The following is a 15,630-nucleotide window of genomic DNA, read 5'->3' on the forward strand; positions in this document are numbered from 1 at the left end:
TCCCATCTCGATAGGAGTTGAGAGCAGACCGAACACCGAAACGCCTACCTCGTGCTATGACTTGAAGCGGCAGCACCCACCGCAACACTACTATGGCCGATACCCAGATCCGCTTTGGCACCGACGGCTGGCGAGCCGTGATCGCCGATGGCTTCACATTTGAGAACTTGACTCTTGCAGCCCAGGCCAGCGCCCAAGTGTTGGCCCGCACCTACCCCGGCGAAGGGATCCTGGTCGGCTACGACAACCGCTTTCTCTCGGAACGCTTTGCCGCCCACGTTGCTGAGGTGGTGGCCCGCCTGGGGATCCCAGTTTACCTCTCCACCTGTGTGGCCCCAACGCCGGCCTTTAGCTGGGGTGCCAAGGAGCGGGGCTGCCACGGCGCTTTGGTGATCACCGCCAGCCACAACCCCCCCCACTATTCCGGCCTCAAGGTCAAGGGGGGATTCGGTGGATCCGTGCCGCCGGAAGTTACCGCCGCCATCGAGCAGGAGCAGCAAAGCCTCCAGCCTCTTGGATCCCACAAGGCCCCCATTCACGCCTGGGATCCCTGGCCCGGCTACCTGGCTCAGCTCAGCCGCTTTGTGGATCTGGAAAAGCTCAAGGGATCCCCGGCCAAGATTTGGGTGGATGTCATGTTTGGCTCTGGCGCTGGCGGCCTCAAGCGCCTCTTGGGGGAGAAGGTCATTGAGTTGCAGGCGCATCGGGATCCCTTGTTTGGGGGATTTCCCCCCGAGCCCTTGCCCCAAAACCTGCAGGCTTCTGCTCAGATCATCGCGGCGGATCCCGCCCCCTTGAAAATGGGTTTGGTCTTTGATGGGGATGCCGACCGCATTGCGGCTCTCGATGGGCAAGGCCATTTCCTCAGCCCGCAGATCCTGATCCCCATCTTGATCGACCACCTGGCCGGGCGACGCGGCTTGCGGGGCGAGATTGTCAAAACCATCAGCGGCTCCGAGCTGTTTGTTAAAGTTGCACAGCACTATGGCCTACCGGTTACGGAAATGCCGGTGGGCTTTAAGTACATCGCCGAGCGCATGATGAGCACCCAGGTGCTGTTGGGCGGAGAAGAATCGGGCGGCATCGGCTACTTGGGCCACATTCCCGAGCGGGATGCCCTGCTTTCGGCCCTGTATCTCATCGAAGCGGTTACGGAAACCGGCCAAGATCTCAGCACCATCTACCGGGCTTTGCAGGAACGGGAAGGGTTCACCTCTGTTTACCTGCGCCGCGATCTCCACCTCACCGATCAAAATCAACAAACTGAGTTATTCAAACGGCTACAGATGGATCCCCCGGCTGAGATTTTGGGGCAGCAGGTGATCAAACATTTTGATCGCGACGGCCACAAATTCACCCTCGCCGACGGCAGTTGGGTGATGATTCGCGGCAGCGGCACCGAGCCTCTGCTGAGGTTGTACTCAGAAGCGAAAGACCTAGAAGCAGTGAACGCCCTCCTGGATTGGGCAGCCGGCTTGAACAGCCAGGTTGATTGAGGTTGATGCAGATCCCTTGCGTGGTGGCCGCATCCTAACCCTGTGTTTTTGGATTCTCCTCAAACCCACAGCCGCGGGCTAGAAGAAGGTCACACTCACAGGCGGCGCTATCACTGGGGCTGCCTCGTTGCTGGTGAGTGTGGTAGGAGGATTGATGTACGTACCTGCTGTGCTAGAAGTAACGTTCACTAAAATCATGCACATAGTGCCAGCAGGCAGAGTTCCATTCGAGAAAGTAATAGACGTTCCACCCACAGCCACGTTAAGTACACCACCGCAAGTATTGGTCGAAAAGGGAGGACTAGCAATAACGAGCATAGCAGGTAAGTTGTCTGTAAAGGCAAGGCCGGTCAGAGGGGTAGCCGTGTTGTTGTTGATGATAAAGGTCAAAGGTACAGAAGTACCAGTCATAAAAGGTGTACCTGGAAATGCTTTAGTGAAAACCGGAGAAGTTGCACCCACCACGAGAGTTACAGTCCCACTTTGCGCAGGGGGAGCTTGAGCGCTGGTGAGAGTTACTGGCGGATTTGTATAGGTACCCGGAGCCGAAGCAACAACCTGAACAGTCACTGCACAAGTTGCATTGGCAGCCAGTTTTCCATCGCTCAGGGCAATTGAGGCTCCGCCTGGAGGCGCATCAGGTGTGCCGTCACAGGTATTGGTGATGTTAGGCGGAGTGTCAACAACTAACCCTGCAGGCAGGCTGTCTGCAAAGTTGAGGCCGGTTAGTTGAATCCCTGAGTTATTAACAATCGTGAAGACAACCGTTACAGTTACAGGGGCACCCACTGCTGAAGCAGGATTAAAGCTCTTAGTGAACATTGGAGCAGCCAAGGGGCCTGGAGGCAGGCCAACGATGCTGGGAGAGGGGTTCGGGCTGGGCAGGGGCGGGATCGTCGGCGCCGACACAGGAGGGGGCACAAGAGGGCTGGGTTGACCTGGGGGAACAGATCCAATCGGAGGAGTGGATGGCAGCCCTACCCCCGTTCCTCCAGGTTCTGTATTCGGGTTTTGCACAGGGATGATTGGCCCTGGCAGCGAGCTGATTGGATTCCCCTCTTTAGTTTGTTGACAAGCTGTTAGCAAGCCCAAGCACAAGCAAGCCAAAACCCCAGCTACTTTTCCCGTTTTCATTCCCTCATCCTCCTGCCATTCAACTCTCTCGTGGCACAAACCCAAACAGCCTTACTCAGCTCCAGCTTAGGTGGCTTGGTTGCTCGCTTCCAGCCTCAGAGCTTGACCAAATGAATCTCGAATGACCACGATTACCAAAACCGTTTCTCCCGCAGCAACGTTGGTGTTGTAGGCGGCTAGATCCGCCGGGAAGGTGAAGTCGTTGGTAAGCGTGATCCCGTTGATTCGGTCGTCGTAGCTATTGCCTCTGCCTATCAGCGTATTTCTAAACTGCTCAATTGCCGTCGGCAAAAAGATGCTGGTAATATCTGTGCCGCGACTGATGTTAAAAAACTGAACCTCTACGCTCCTGATCACTCCTGGAGCAAGCAAGCCTTTCAGAGTGATGGTTACGAAAGCGGATTTCACTGATGAAAGATTAAACCCCCCAGTTGACAACAGACTAGGCGGATCCGGAAGGTCGGGTTGAACCGGCGGCGGGGTGATGGGGGCAAAGTCCGGCCCTGGGCGAAAGGTGATGGGCGTGAGATTGGGGGCAATCGTGGGGGCAACGGCCACAGGAGGAGGCGTGGCACCGCTAGAAGCCAGTAGAGGCGGCACCCCGCTGGTGGTCTCGCTACTGCAGCCGGTAATCAGCGCAACCGAAGCACAGGTTGCCCAAAGAGAGAGGCCGCCACGGCCAAGGGCTGAGCCAAAACGTCGTCTCATCGAAAAAATCTCCACTCACTCACACCACAGCAAATGTCTTAGGCAGCGTCCAGCGGGGATCCACCGAGCTTGCTCAAGTCTTATGCATCTGCACAATTTCAAGGGGGATGCCTGCTGTTAGTTCTACTGCATCCTAGAGCGTTGTCAAGCGAGCGGCAGAGCAAATGCAAGAAATTGTTCTGGAAATGGCCCATCCCCTAGATATGGGGTATCATAGCCTCGAGCAGGGGCGGCCAGCTTACCTGTAGCGTTAGGGGTTGGGTGCCTTCTCCCCATTTTGTGTGGATTTGCCCAGATTTAAGGTGTGTGAGGAAGTGCCGTATGAACTTCAAAGGTCGCTCCTTGGCGGTTTTGTGTGGAGTCTTGCTGCTAGGCGGCTGCGGAGAAGTTAATGAGTCTCCGACCTTGCCTGGGCCTGTCCAGGTGGATCCGGCTGCCTTTGTCTCGGCCCAAGAGTATCGCTTTACCCCCGGCTCGGTGCTGGAGACCACCAGCCTCCGCTTGGACTATGTCAATCCGAGGTTTGACAACGGGATCCCTGTGCGCACCAACCCCCTCCAAGGCAGCGGTGAAGCTCGCATCGCCAATGTTGAAGCCCGCATCTTGCCTGTGAACGAGATCCCAGCCAGTGACTTGACGATTGACTCCACCCTTCGCTCCAGCACCCTGGCCGTCCAAATTGGGCGAACCACACCGCTGGTGAATCTTATTGCCTTCGGCCCCAACGACGGCAGACTATCTACGCAATTTAGTATCGCCGGGCTGGTTGCAATTTCGACAAACCCCAATGATCAGCGCATTCGAGTGAACACAACCTTTAGAGCCGCCAGGGAAGGTACTGTCTTGACTCTCACCGTGCGCCGAATCTTGGTGAATAGGAATGGCAACCAAGTTGTCCTAGAGGGAGATTCTTCTCTCATTGTCCGCACCACGGGGGTACTCTATGAAGATCCTGGCCCAGGTGGCAACCCGCCAGCAGGAAGCTTCGTGAACCCAACAGAAGGAGTATCTGCCATTCTCCAGACAGGTAGTTTCTCCGCCAGCTTTGTGGTGCGGCAGCGGGGTGTTGCAGGCGATGGCACTCCCGAGGACGCCTTGGCTCTCTTTGCCCGCCTAAACTTCCGGCCCAACCAGGCGGAGATTGTCTATCGTCCCGCCCAGGTGGGTACGCAGTCAGTGCTGTTTGCTCCAGATCCGACTCGGCCCAACATCTTGCCCAATCAGTTGGTGCGTATCCGGCGCCTGTTGAACGGCCGCGTACAGGCGGAGTTTGATCCAGCCAACGTCAGCACAGTCCTCAACTTTGTGCAGGTCAGCCCGCCGCCACGACCTTTCCCCACACCGATACCGCAATTGCCGGAATTGCCGGTTCCTGATCGTCCGGGTGCCCCAACAGTCTTTGATTACTTTTTCTCATTACGAACTGAAAGGGAAGAAGGCGAGGATACTCCAGTTGTTTTGCAGGGCATCGTGCCTGCAACGGGGGATTTCGTCTTCCGCACCCTGGCTGGAGCACAATTAGCGGGGCCGTTTAACCGGCTTGATATTGGTGGGGGAACACAAAGAGGAAATCTGAACCTTGTCTTCGATTCAACGACCTCTGCTGAGCGCATTTCCGGCCAGTGGTTTTTGGAACAGCAATTCCCTACTAACGCTCTTACTCCAGACCCAACTGGAACTATCTTAATCATCCGTGGGTTTTTTGAGGGAACTGAGGTGCGGCTGTAACCCAGGCAACCCGTTTGATCCCAGAGCAGGGATCCGCTCTGGCTTGGCCTTTTCGTCGGTCAGAGCTTGGGTAGATCGCTGAGCACCACCTGTGCGCAGTTGTGGCCAGGGATCCCGGTCACTCCGCCTCCTGGGTGCGCCCCTGAGCCGCAGAGGTAAAGGCCGGGAATGGGGGATCGATAGTCGGCCAGGCCGGAGATGGGCCGCAGGTTGTAGCTTTGATCCGGCGTCATTTCCCCGTGAAAAATGCTGCCCCCCACAAGGCCGAAGCGGGCCTCCAGATCCACGGGCGACAACATCTGCCGTGCGATCACGGCGTTTTTAATGTTGGGGGCAAATTGGGCAATTTTGTCGATTACCCGATCGGCAAATTCTTCCCGCAGGCCATCGTTCCAATCTCGCCCTTTGGGTTGGTAAGGCACAAACTGACAGAAACAGGAGAGGATGTGCTTGCCTGGGGGAGCCATCGTCGGGTCGGTGGGGGATTGGCTGTAGATCTCGATAAACGGATCCCGGGAAGGGATCCCGTACTTGCAGTCATCCCAAGCCCGCTCCAGATAGGCCACCGAGGGAGCAATGTCTACCGTGGCGGAACTGACCACTTCTGGGGGCACTTCAGCAGGGGCCGCCGTGTAGCGGGGCAGTTCCTCCAGGGCCAAGTTGAGCTTGTACACCGGGCCTGAGGTGCGGTAGTGCCGTTCTAGCCGGTCACGCAAGTCTGGGGGCAAAGAGGAGCAGAGTCGCAAAAAGGTGATCTGGGGATGAGCATTGGAGAGAACCGCCCGCGCCCGCACGGTTTCCCCCGATTCGAGGACGACTCCAGTGGCCTGCCCACTCTCCATCAAGATCTCCGCCACTGGAGCAGACGTGCGGATCTCCACCCCCAAGTCCAGAGCTGCCTTGGCCATCGCTTGGGTAATGGATCCCATCCCACCGCGCACATAGCCCCAGACCCCACGCGAGCCAATGGCCCGACCTACCGCATGGATTAGCCAAACATAGGGCGTACCCGGAGTCATCGGCCCGGCAGAGGTGCCGATCAAAGATTGGGGAGCCATCGCCGCCTTGACTTGCTCCGACTCGAAGAACTCATCCAAAAGATCGGTGGTCGAGAGGAGCATAATGCGGCGGAAATCGTCCTCATACCCAGCAGCTGCAAAGCGATCCGCCAGTTGCCCCAGTGAAATCGGCGGCTGCATTAAGGTTGGCTCCACCACCTCGTTCACCCGATCCCAAAACTCCTCCCAGCGGTCGTAGGCTTCCGCATCTTTGCGGGAAAACTTGGCAATTTCCGCCTTGCTCTTGGCGCGGTTATCGGCATACAGGAAGAGGTGCTGCCCATCCGGGAAAGGCATGAAGTAGGAAGGTTGCTTGGCGTAGACTTCAAAGCCATAGTCCGGCAGGCGCAAATCGCGAATGATCTCCGGGCGCAGCAAACTACAGGAATAGGAAGCCACCGACACGCGAAAGCCCGGGTGAATTTCTTCCGTAATGGCAGCCCCACCAACGGTGTGATAGCGCTCCAGCACTAGCACTTTTTGCCCGGCTTTGGCCAAATAGCAAGCGCTCACCAGCCCGTTGTGGCCGGCCCCAATCACCACCGCGTCGTAGCTCATCGACAATCCTTTTGCAAATGCTTCCCCACCCACAATACTCCTGCCAGCCAAGATTCGATCTGCCGGCAAGGGATCCCTTCCTTAACCGATGGAAAAAACCTGATCCAGACTCAGTTCTCCAGCCCGGATCCCAGGGATCCCAACTTTCTCCTTGGGGGTGTAAGCCTCTCTTTTTTGGTAAACTCCCGACCGTGTTGGCAAGCTGTAAGCCTCTAGGCAGTTCTCTTGCAAGTTCAAGATCCAGTAGTTGGGGATCCCGGCTTTGGCGTAGAGTCCGAGTTTGACTTCCCGATCATAGGTAAGGGAAGAATCAGCCACTTCGATGATGAGATAGATGTCTTCGGGCTGAGGATGCCGAGAGCGGTACTCATCCTGCTGAAAGCGCACAATGGCAAAGTCGGGCTCTGGCTCGTGATTGGGGGGCAGTTGCACCGGATCCTGGGTGCGCACAATAGCTTGCTCCTGCACAAGGCCCACCAACAGTCGGTACAGGCGGCTACAGTAGGCGGCGTGCCTCTCCCCTTTCGTCATCTTTTGAACCAGGAGCCCGTCAATCAGCTCCAACTGATTGGGCTCTTCAATCTGTCCAGACTCAATCAGTCGATGAAACTCCTCAAAGGTATATCGCCTGATATAGGGATCCAATCGGGCGGCTAGAGTCATCGACCAAACTCATCAGACCCTAAACTTCATATCACCACTCTACCAACTCACAAAAAAGGGATCCCTGGACCAGCCGAGGGATCCCTATTCAGCAGGTTATGGGCTTGCTACCCCGACTGAGAGGCTGTCGAGGCGATAACAAAGGCCGCGTAGGTCAACACGTAACCCACCGTGAAGTGGGCCAGACCCACCAGACGACCTTGGACAATCGACATGGCCACCGGCTTGTCTTTCCAGCGGATCAGCTTGGCCAAGGGAGTGCGCTCATGCGCCCACACCAAGGTCTCGATCAGCTCTTGCCAGTAGCCGCGCCAGGAGATCAAGAACATGAACCCAGTTGCCCACACCAGGTGGCCGAACAGGAACATCCAGGCCCAGACCGCCAGGTTATTCATCCCGTAGGGGTTGTAGCCGTTGATCAACTGGGCGGAGTTGGCCCAGAGGTAATCCCGCAGCCAGCCCATCAGGTAGGTGGAGTTCTCGTTGAACTGGGCAGTGTTGCCGCTCCAAACCCCAAGCTGCTTCCAGTGCCAGTAGAAGGTAACCCAGCCGATGGTGTTCAGCATCCAGAACATGGCCAGGTAGAAGGCATCCCAGGCGGAGATGTCGCAGGTGCCGCCCCGACCCGGGCCGTCGCAGGGGAAGCTGTAGCCAAAGTCCTTCTTGTCCGGCATCAGCTTAGAGCCGCGGGCATCCAACGCCCCCTTGACCAAGATCAAGGTGGTGGTGTGCAGGCCCAGGGCAATGGCGTGGTGCACCAGGAAGTCACCCGGGCCAATGGGCAGGAAGAGGAACCCATTGGGGTCGTTGATGGCTTGCAGCCAGCCCGGCAGCCACACGTTGCCGTAGTTGGGCCATGCCGTAGAGGCGATGCTGTTGGGATCCGACAGCAGCACGTTCATGCCGTAGAGCATCTTGCCGTGGGAGGCCTGGATGAACTGGGCAAACAACGGCTCGATCAGAATCTGCTTCTCCGGCGTGCCGAAGGCCTGCATCACATCGTTATGGACGTACAGCCCCAAGGTGTGGAAGCCCAAGAAGAGCGACACCCAGCTCAGGTGGGAGATGATCGCCTCTTTGTGATCCAGCACCCGAGCCAGCACGTTGTCCTTGTTGGCTTCGGGATTGTAATCCCGCACCAGGAAAATGGCTCCATGGGCAAAGGCCCCCACCATCAAGAACCCAGCAATGTACTGGTGATGGGTGTAGAGAGCCGCCTCCGTGGTGTGATCCATGGACATGAACACGTAGGGGTTGAGGGAGTACATGTGCTGCGCCACCAGCGAGGTCACCACTCCCAAGCAGGCCAGGTGCCAGCCCAACTGGAAGTGTAGAGACTCGTTGTAGGTGTCGTAGATGCCCTCATGTCCACGGCCCAACAAGCCCCCGAACGGCGTGCCCTTGGGTGGGTTGTGAGCCGCCATGATCTCCCGCATAGAGTGGCCAATGCCCCAGTTGGTGCGGTACATGTGGCCGGCCACGATGAAGATCACCGCGATGGCCAGGTGGTGGTGGGCCATGTCCGTCAGCCACAGAGACTGCGTGTTGGGGTTAAAGCCACCCAAGAAGGTGAGGATGGCCGTGCCCGCCCCTTCTGCGGTGCCCCAGACGTGGTTGGCCGTGTCCGGGTTCTGGGCATACACCCCCCAGTTGAGGGTGAAGAAGGGCTTCAGGCCCGCCGGGTGGGGCAGCGTGGTGAGGAAGTTGTCCCAACCCACGTGCTGCCCGCGGGACTCGGGGATGGCGACATGCACCAAGTGACCAGTCCAAGCCAGGGAACTGACCCCAAACAAGCCGGCCAGGTGGTGGTTGAGACGGGCTTCAGCGTTCTTGAACCAGCTCAGGCTAGGCCGGAAGCGGGGCTGCAGGTGCAGCCAGCCGGCAAACAGAAACACCGCCGCCAACAACAACAGGCCAATGGCACCGGCGTAGAGATCGCCGTTGGTGCGCAGGCCAATGGTGTTGAACCAGTAGTACAGGCCAGAGTAGGCCGCATTGACGGGGCCGCCGCCACCGGGCTGGGTGAAGGCTTCCACCGCTGCCTTGCCGAACTGGGGATCCCAGATGGCGTGGGCGATGGGGGTGACACCCGTGGGGTTGGCCACCCATTGCTCGTAGTTGCCCTGCCAGGCGATGTGGAAGACGTTGCCAGAGGCCCACAGGAAGATGATGGCCAGATGGCCAAAGTGGGTGGCAAACAGCTTTTGGTAAAGCCGCTCCTCCGTCATGCCATCGTGGGTCTCGAAGTCGTGGGCAGTGGCAATGCCATACCACAGACGTCGAGTGGTGGGATCGCTGGCCAGGTCTTGGCTGAATTGGGGAAAACGAGTTGCAGTTGTCATGATTCTCTCTTCCTCCTTGCCTTAGCCGAGTGCGCCGAACCGTGCCAGGAAGAACGCCCACGTGGTGACGATTCCGCCCAGCAGGTAGTGGGCCACACCGACCGCCCGACCCTGAATGATGCTCAGGGCGCGGGGTTGAATGGCCGGAGCGACTTTCAGCTTGTTGTGGGCCCAAACGATTGACTCAATGAGCTCCTGCCAATAGCCGCGACCGCTGAACAGGAACATTAAGCTGAAGGCCCAGACGAAGTGAGCGCCCAAGAAGAGCAGCCCATAGGCCGACAGCGCCGAGCCGTAGGAGTTGATCACCTGCACCGATTGCGCCCACAGGAAGTCCCGCAACCAGCCGTTGATGTTGACGGCGCTGGCCGCAAAGTTGCCGCCGGTGATGTGCTCAATCGTGCCATCGGCGTTGACCGTGCCCCAGATGTCGCTCTGCATCTTCCAACTGAAGTGGAAGATCACGATGGAAATGCAGTTGTACATCCAGAACAGCCCCAGGAACACGTGATCCCAGCCGGAGACCTGGCAGGTGCCGCCGCGGCCCGGGCCATCGCAGGGGAAGCGGAAGCCCAATTTGCCTTTGTCCGGGATCAACCGGGAAGAGCGGGCAAACAACACCCCCTTGAGCAGGATCAGCACCGTAATGTGGATGGTCATGGCGTGGATGTGGTGCACCATGAAGTCCGCCGTGCCCAACACCATGGGCATCATGGACACCTTGCCACCCACAGCCACCACGTCGCCACCAAAGATGGGGCTAACCGAGGCGCCCACATAGGGAGCGGTGCTGGCAATGGCCGAAGTGTGCAGCGACTGGATCCACTGGGCAAAGATGGGCTGCAGTTGGATGCCGGTGTCCGAGAACATGTCCTGCGGACGGCCCAGGGCTTGCATCGTGTCGTTGTGGACGTAGAAGCCAAAGGCGTGGAAGCCCAAGAACAGACACACCCAGTTGAGGTGGCTGATGATGGCATCCCGGTGGCGCAGTACGCGATCCAAGACGTTGTTGCGGTTCACCGCCGGGTCGTAGTCCCGCACCATGTAAATGGCCCCGTGGGCAGCACCCCCCACCACGAAGAAGCCGCCTATCCACATGTGGTGGGTAAACAGGGAGATCTGGGTGGCGTAGTCGATGCCCATGTAGGGGTAGGGGTTCATGGCGTACATGTGCTGGGCCACGATGATGCTCAGGGATCCCACCATGGCCAGGTTGATGGCCAGCTGGGCATGCCAAGAGGTGGTGAGCACTTCGTACAGGCCCTTGTGGCCTTCGCCGGTGAAGGGGCCTTTGTGGGCTTCCAGGATCTCTTTAATGGAGTGGCCGATGCCCCAGTTGGTGCGGTACATGTGCCCGGCCACGATAAAGAGCACGGCAATGGCCAAGTGGTGGTGGGCTTGGTCGGTCAGCCAGAGGGCACCGTTCTGCGGATCCAGGCCACCCTTGAAGGTGAGAAACTCCGCGTACTTGCCCCAATCCAAGGTAAAGAAGGGCACCACCCCGCTGAAGATGCCCCAATCCACGCTGGGGAACATCTCCTTCATCAGGGCCGGGTTGAGGATGAACTCGTGGGGCAAAGGCACCTGATCCGCCGGCACGCCCGCATCCAACATCTTGTTGATGGGAATGGCCACGTGGATTTGGTGGCCAGCCCAGGCCAAAGAACCCAGCCCCAGCAGGCCCGCTAGGTGGTGGTTGAGCATCGATTCCACATTTTGGAACCACTCCAGCTTGGGAGCCCGCTTGTGGTAGTGGAACCAGCCGGCAAACAGGCACAGCCCGGCCATCACCAAGCCACCGATGGCGGTGCAGAGGAGTTGAAACTCATTGGTGATGCCGGCAGCTCGCCAGAGGTGAAATAGACCAGAAGTAATGCGGATCCCTTCGAAGCCGCCGCCCACATCCCCATTCAGGATCTCTTGGCCGAAGATGGGCCAGACCACTTGGGCGCTGGGCTTGACGTTGATCGGATCCGCCAGCCAAGCGGAATAGTTGGAGAACTGAGCTCCGTGGTAGTACATGCCGCTCAGCCAGACGAAAACCACCGCCAAGTGGCCGAAGTGAGCGGAAAAGATCTTACGAGAGACGTCTTCTAAGTCGCTGGTGTGACTGTCGAAGTCATGAGCAAGAGCATGGAGGTTCCAGATCCAGGTCGTGGTCTTGGGGCCACGGGATAGGCTGCGGTCGAAGTGCCCCGGCTTGGCCCATTTCTCAAATGAGGTGGGAACCGGATCCACGTCAACCGACACCTTGACCTTCGGCTCTCGCTCCTTTGGCGTAGTTGTCATCAAGAACTCCTCTCTTGCGACAAGGAACGAAGCATCCCTACCCCTTGGCAGAAGATTCCCCCAGGGCAGGACTTACCTGGCATTATAGGTCAGGGTTTGTGAGCCCTCAGTTGCTTCACAATAATTAAACGAGGGATCCCTTGTCCCATCGAGGCTGGAGTCGATTGGCAATTGTTTTTTCGATCATAGATGTAAATATATGTAACGAATTTTCAGCCAACCCAATCCGTTCTCAGGAAGGGTTGGAACTGAACAATAGACAGCAAGGGATCCCCTGGGTGGGGATGTGTGGTAAAACCCTGGCAGCCCTTTTGCAGATACCACCCTATGACCCTAGAGATTCCCCGTCGCCAATACGTCAGCAACTACGGCCCCACCGTAGGGGATCGGGTGCGCCTGGCGGATACCGAACTGATCATCGAGGTGGAGGAGGATTTCACCACCTACGGCGAGGAGATTAAGTTTGGGGGCGGCAAAACCATCCGTGATGGCATGGGGCAATCGCCGACGGCCACCCGCGCCAACGGGGCCTTGGATCTGGTGATCACCAACGCCCTGATCCTGGACTGGTGGGGCATTGTCAAGGCGGATGTGGGCATTCGCGATGGCTACATTGTCGGCATTGGCAAAGCCGGCAACCCCAACATCCAAGCGGGGGTGACGCCGGGCATGGTGGTTGGCCCCAGCACCGAGGTGATTGCCGGGGAAAACCTGATCCTGACAGCGGGCGGGATCGATGCCCATGTGCATTTCATCTGTCCGCAGCTGTGCGAGTTTGCCATCGCCTCGGGAGTGACCACCCTTTTGGGGGGCGGAACTGGGCCGGCCACAGGCAGCAACGCCACCACCTGCACCCCTGGAGCTTGGAACTTGGGCAAGATGTTGCAGGCGGCGGAGGGGTTCCCCGTCAATTTGGGCTTCTTTGGCAAGGGAAACGCGGCTTTTCCCGCAGCTTTGCGGGAACAGGTGGAAGCGGGGGCCTGCGGACTCAAGATCCATGAAGATTGGGGATCCACGCCGGCGGTGATCGACAGCTGTTTGCAAGTCTCGGATGAGTACGACGTCCAAACCCTCATCCACACCGATACTTTAAATGAATCGGCTTTTGTGGAAGATACCATCGCCGCCATCAATGGCCGCACCATTCACACCTTCCACACCGAAGGGGCCGGGGGTGGGCATGCCCCCGACATCATCCGCATTGCCTCGGAGCCCAACGTGCTGCCCAGCTCCACCAATCCCACCCGCCCCTTTACCCGCAACACCATCGAAGAGCATCTGGACATGCTGATGGTGTGTCACCACCTGAGCAAGAATGTGCCGGAGGATATTGCTTTTGCCGAAAGCCGCATTCGCCCCCAAACCATTGCCGCCGAAGACATCTTGCATGACATGGGGGTGTTCAGCATCATCTCTTCCGACTCGCAGGCCATGGGCCGGGTGGGGGAGGTGATCATCCGCACTTGGCAGACAGCTCACAAGATGAAGGTGCAGCGGGGGCCTTTGCCGCAAGACAGCAGCCGCAACGACAACTTCCGGGCCAAGCGTTACGTGGCTAAGTACACCATCTGCCCCGCCATCGCCCAAGGACTCAGCCACGTCATCGGGTCGGTGGAGGTGGGAAAACTGGCGGATCTGTGTCTGTGGAAGCCGGCCTTTTTTGGGGTTAAGCCGGAAATCGTCCTGAAGGGGGGCCTGATCGCCTACGCCCAAATGGGGGATCCCAATGCTTCCATTCCGACCCCGCAGCCGGTGTACCCTCGCCCCATGTTCGGCAGCTTTGGCCGCGCCTTGACCGAGACCAGCCTGCTCTTTGTCTCCCAGGCTGCCCTAGACCTGGGGATCCCGGAGAAATTGGGGATCCAGCGCCGGGCCGTAGCGGTGAAAAATTGCCGCGAGATCGGCAAAGCGGATTTGAAACTCAATACCGCCACTCCCCACATTGAGGTGAACCCGGAGACCTATGAAGTGCGGGCCGATGGAGAATTGCTCACCTGCGAGCCGGCAGAGGTGCTGCCCATGGCGCAGCGGTATTTTCTGTTCTAATTTGGGTGTTCTAATTTGGGAGAGCTTGAGAGCTCCTTGGGAGGTTGACCGGTAACTCAAGCATGGGCCACCTTGTTCTCCGCCACCTCAGCAAGCGCTTCCACAAGGGAGGGATCCCTGTCCTCAGGGATTTGTCTTTGAGCGTGGAGGCAGGGGAGATCTTCGCCCTGCTGGGGCCGTCGGGCTGCGGCAAGTCCACCACCCTCAATCTCATCGCCGGCCTGCTGGAACCGGATCCCTTGCCCTATCCGGGGGAAATCTGGCTGGATGGGATCCCCCTCAACCCTCTGCCGCCGGAACAGCGCGGCGTGACTTTGCTGTCCCAACACAGCCGCCTGTTTCCCCACCTGAGCGTGGGGGAGAATGTCGCTTTTGGCCTGAAAATGCGGGGCATTCCCCGGACAGAGCGGGAGGCTGCCGCCTTGCGCATGCTGGAGCGGGTACAATTGGCCGGGTTTGCTCAGCGTCGGCCCAGCCAGCTCTCTGGCGGACAAGCGCAGCGGGTGGCCCTGGCGCGGGCTTTGGTGATTCGGCCCAAGGTGCTGCTGTTGGATGAACCTTTATCGGCCCTGGATGCCAACCTGCGCCAAGAGATGCAGGCTCTCATCCTGGAGCTGCAGGCGGAAACAGGGGTGACGACGGTGCTGGTTACCCACGATCAAGCAGAAGCCACAGCCATGGCCCAACGCATCGGCCTGATGTTTGAGGGGCAGCTACACCAGGTGGGATCCCCTGTGGAGTTCTATCAGCAGCCGCGCTCCGAGCGCATTGCCCGCTTTTTTGGCGGGGTCAATTTTTTCGATGCGCAGGCGGAGGGTCACCAGCTTCGCCTCAACAACGGGATCCTCTTGAAAAGCGCCGCGCCACTCCAAGGTCAGGTGCGGCTGACGGTGCGCCCGGAACAGGTGCAGGTGTTTCCCCATCCGCCCGGCTTGGCCGACAATGTTTTCTCCGCTCAAGTGATGGCGGAACGCTTTGCGGGCACCCAGCGACGGCTGACCTTGCAAGCCCCTTGGGGCAGTCTGCAGGCTTGGGTGGCTCCCCACCAAGTGTTTGCGCCGGGGCAGGCAGTGTGGATCCATTTGCCGCCAGAGGCTCTGTGGCCTGTGGGGGTTGGCGGGGATCCCTCACCCCCGGCCCTTTTCCCAAAGGAAGAGGGGAGAGTATGACTCTAGTCAATGATATGCTGGACTATACTGGAAATAACGTATAGTATGTTCAGCATGGCTGCTTAGTATGGCTAGGTATGTGAAACCGAGAGAAGCGGCGGACTATTTCGGGGTATGTCTCCACACTTTGAGGCGATGGGAACAGAAAGGTTGGATCAAGGCAATACGCACACCATCCGGTAGGGCGAGAAGGTATGACCTCGACAGCTACATCAAAACGCCAAGAAAAGTCAAACGAGTCGTTTTGTACGCCCGAGTCAGCAGCCGAGGGCAGAAGCCAGACTTGGAGAGACAGATTGCAAGGCTGGTTAGCCTCTATCCTGGAGCCGAAGTGGTCGGAGAGATTGGCGGCGGTCTCGACTTCAAAAGACCGAAGTTCCTTGCCTTATTGGAACGAGTCCGTGCAGGAGATATCGGAACAATTGTGGTCGCTCACCGG

The 15,630-nt window shown here is 58.4% G+C and carries 11 protein-coding genes; 5 read left to right on the top strand and 6 right to left on the bottom strand.

Annotated features, from left to right (window positions below):
• The first annotated feature begins 92 nt into the window (after nt 1-92).
• Nucleotides 93-1,496, top strand: coding sequence for a phosphoglucomutase/phosphomannomutase family protein (locus ACVW0B_RS09170; RefSeq protein WP_457491507.1), 1,404 nt, complete (start codon nt 93-95; stop codon nt 1,494-1,496).
• A 78-nt stretch (nt 1,497-1,574) separates the two neighbouring features.
• Here the strand turns inward: ACVW0B_RS09170 and ACVW0B_RS09175 are convergent, their stop codons facing one another.
• Both ACVW0B_RS09175 and ACVW0B_RS09180 read right to left on the bottom strand, forming a co-directional pair.
• Entirely contained in the window at nt 1,575-2,318 is a 744-nt protein-coding gene (locus tag ACVW0B_RS09175; RefSeq protein ID WP_457491508.1) for a DUF7933 domain-containing protein, read from the bottom strand.
• Nucleotides 2,319-2,696: 378 nt separating this feature from the next.
• Nucleotides 2,697-3,338, bottom strand: a complete 642-nt coding sequence (locus ACVW0B_RS09180; RefSeq protein ID WP_457491509.1) for a hypothetical protein — start codon at nt 3,336-3,338, stop codon at nt 2,697-2,699.
• A 321-nt stretch (nt 3,339-3,659) separates the two neighbouring features.
• Here ACVW0B_RS09180 and ACVW0B_RS09185 point away from each other — a divergent pair, with 321 nt between their 5' ends.
• Nucleotides 3,660-5,066, top strand: a complete 1,407-nt coding sequence (locus ACVW0B_RS09185) for a hypothetical protein (protein WP_457491510.1) — start codon at nt 3,660-3,662, stop codon at nt 5,064-5,066.
• Between the two features lie 59 nt (nt 5,067-5,125).
• Here the strand turns inward: ACVW0B_RS09185 and ACVW0B_RS09190 are convergent, their stop codons facing one another.
• The 4 genes from ACVW0B_RS09190 to psaA form a co-directional block, all read right to left on the bottom strand.
• Entirely contained in the window at nt 5,126-6,682 is a 1,557-nt protein-coding gene (locus ACVW0B_RS09190; protein ID WP_457491511.1) for a phytoene desaturase family protein, read from the bottom strand.
• An 81-nt stretch (nt 6,683-6,763) separates the two neighbouring features.
• Nucleotides 6,764-7,345 (bottom strand): Uma2 family endonuclease, encoded by a 582-nt coding sequence (locus ACVW0B_RS09195; protein WP_457491512.1) that lies wholly within the window; start codon nt 7,343-7,345, stop codon nt 6,764-6,766.
• A 107-nt stretch (nt 7,346-7,452) separates the two neighbouring features.
• Nucleotides 7,453-9,687: a photosystem I core protein PsaB gene (psaB, locus tag ACVW0B_RS09200; RefSeq protein WP_414522280.1), complete on the bottom strand. Its 2,235-nt coding sequence runs from the start codon at nt 9,685-9,687 to the stop codon at nt 7,453-7,455.
• Between the two features lie 21 nt (nt 9,688-9,708).
• Nucleotides 9,709-11,976 (bottom strand): photosystem I core protein PsaA, encoded by a 2,268-nt coding sequence (gene psaA / locus ACVW0B_RS09205; protein ID WP_457489910.1) that lies wholly within the window; start codon nt 11,974-11,976, stop codon nt 9,709-9,711.
• A 327-nt stretch (nt 11,977-12,303) separates the two neighbouring features.
• Between psaA and ureC the strand changes: the two genes are divergently transcribed.
• The 3 genes from ureC to ACVW0B_RS09220 all read left to right on the top strand — a co-directional run.
• Complete coding sequence (ureC, locus tag ACVW0B_RS09210; RefSeq protein WP_414357699.1) at nt 12,304-14,022, top strand: urease subunit alpha; 1,719 nt, start codon at nt 12,304-12,306, stop codon at nt 14,020-14,022.
• Nucleotides 14,023-14,084: 62 nt separating this feature from the next.
• Nucleotides 14,085-15,191: an ABC transporter ATP-binding protein gene (locus ACVW0B_RS09215; protein ID WP_457491513.1), complete on the top strand. Its 1,107-nt coding sequence runs from the start codon at nt 14,085-14,087 to the stop codon at nt 15,189-15,191.
• 67 nt (nt 15,192-15,258) lie between these two features.
• A partial coding sequence (locus tag ACVW0B_RS09220) for an IS607 family transposase (protein WP_457491514.1) occupies nt 15,259-15,630 on the top strand: 372 nt, incomplete at its 3' end.

The sequence above is a fragment of the Thermostichus sp. MS-CIW-23 genome (assembly GCF_054059455.1).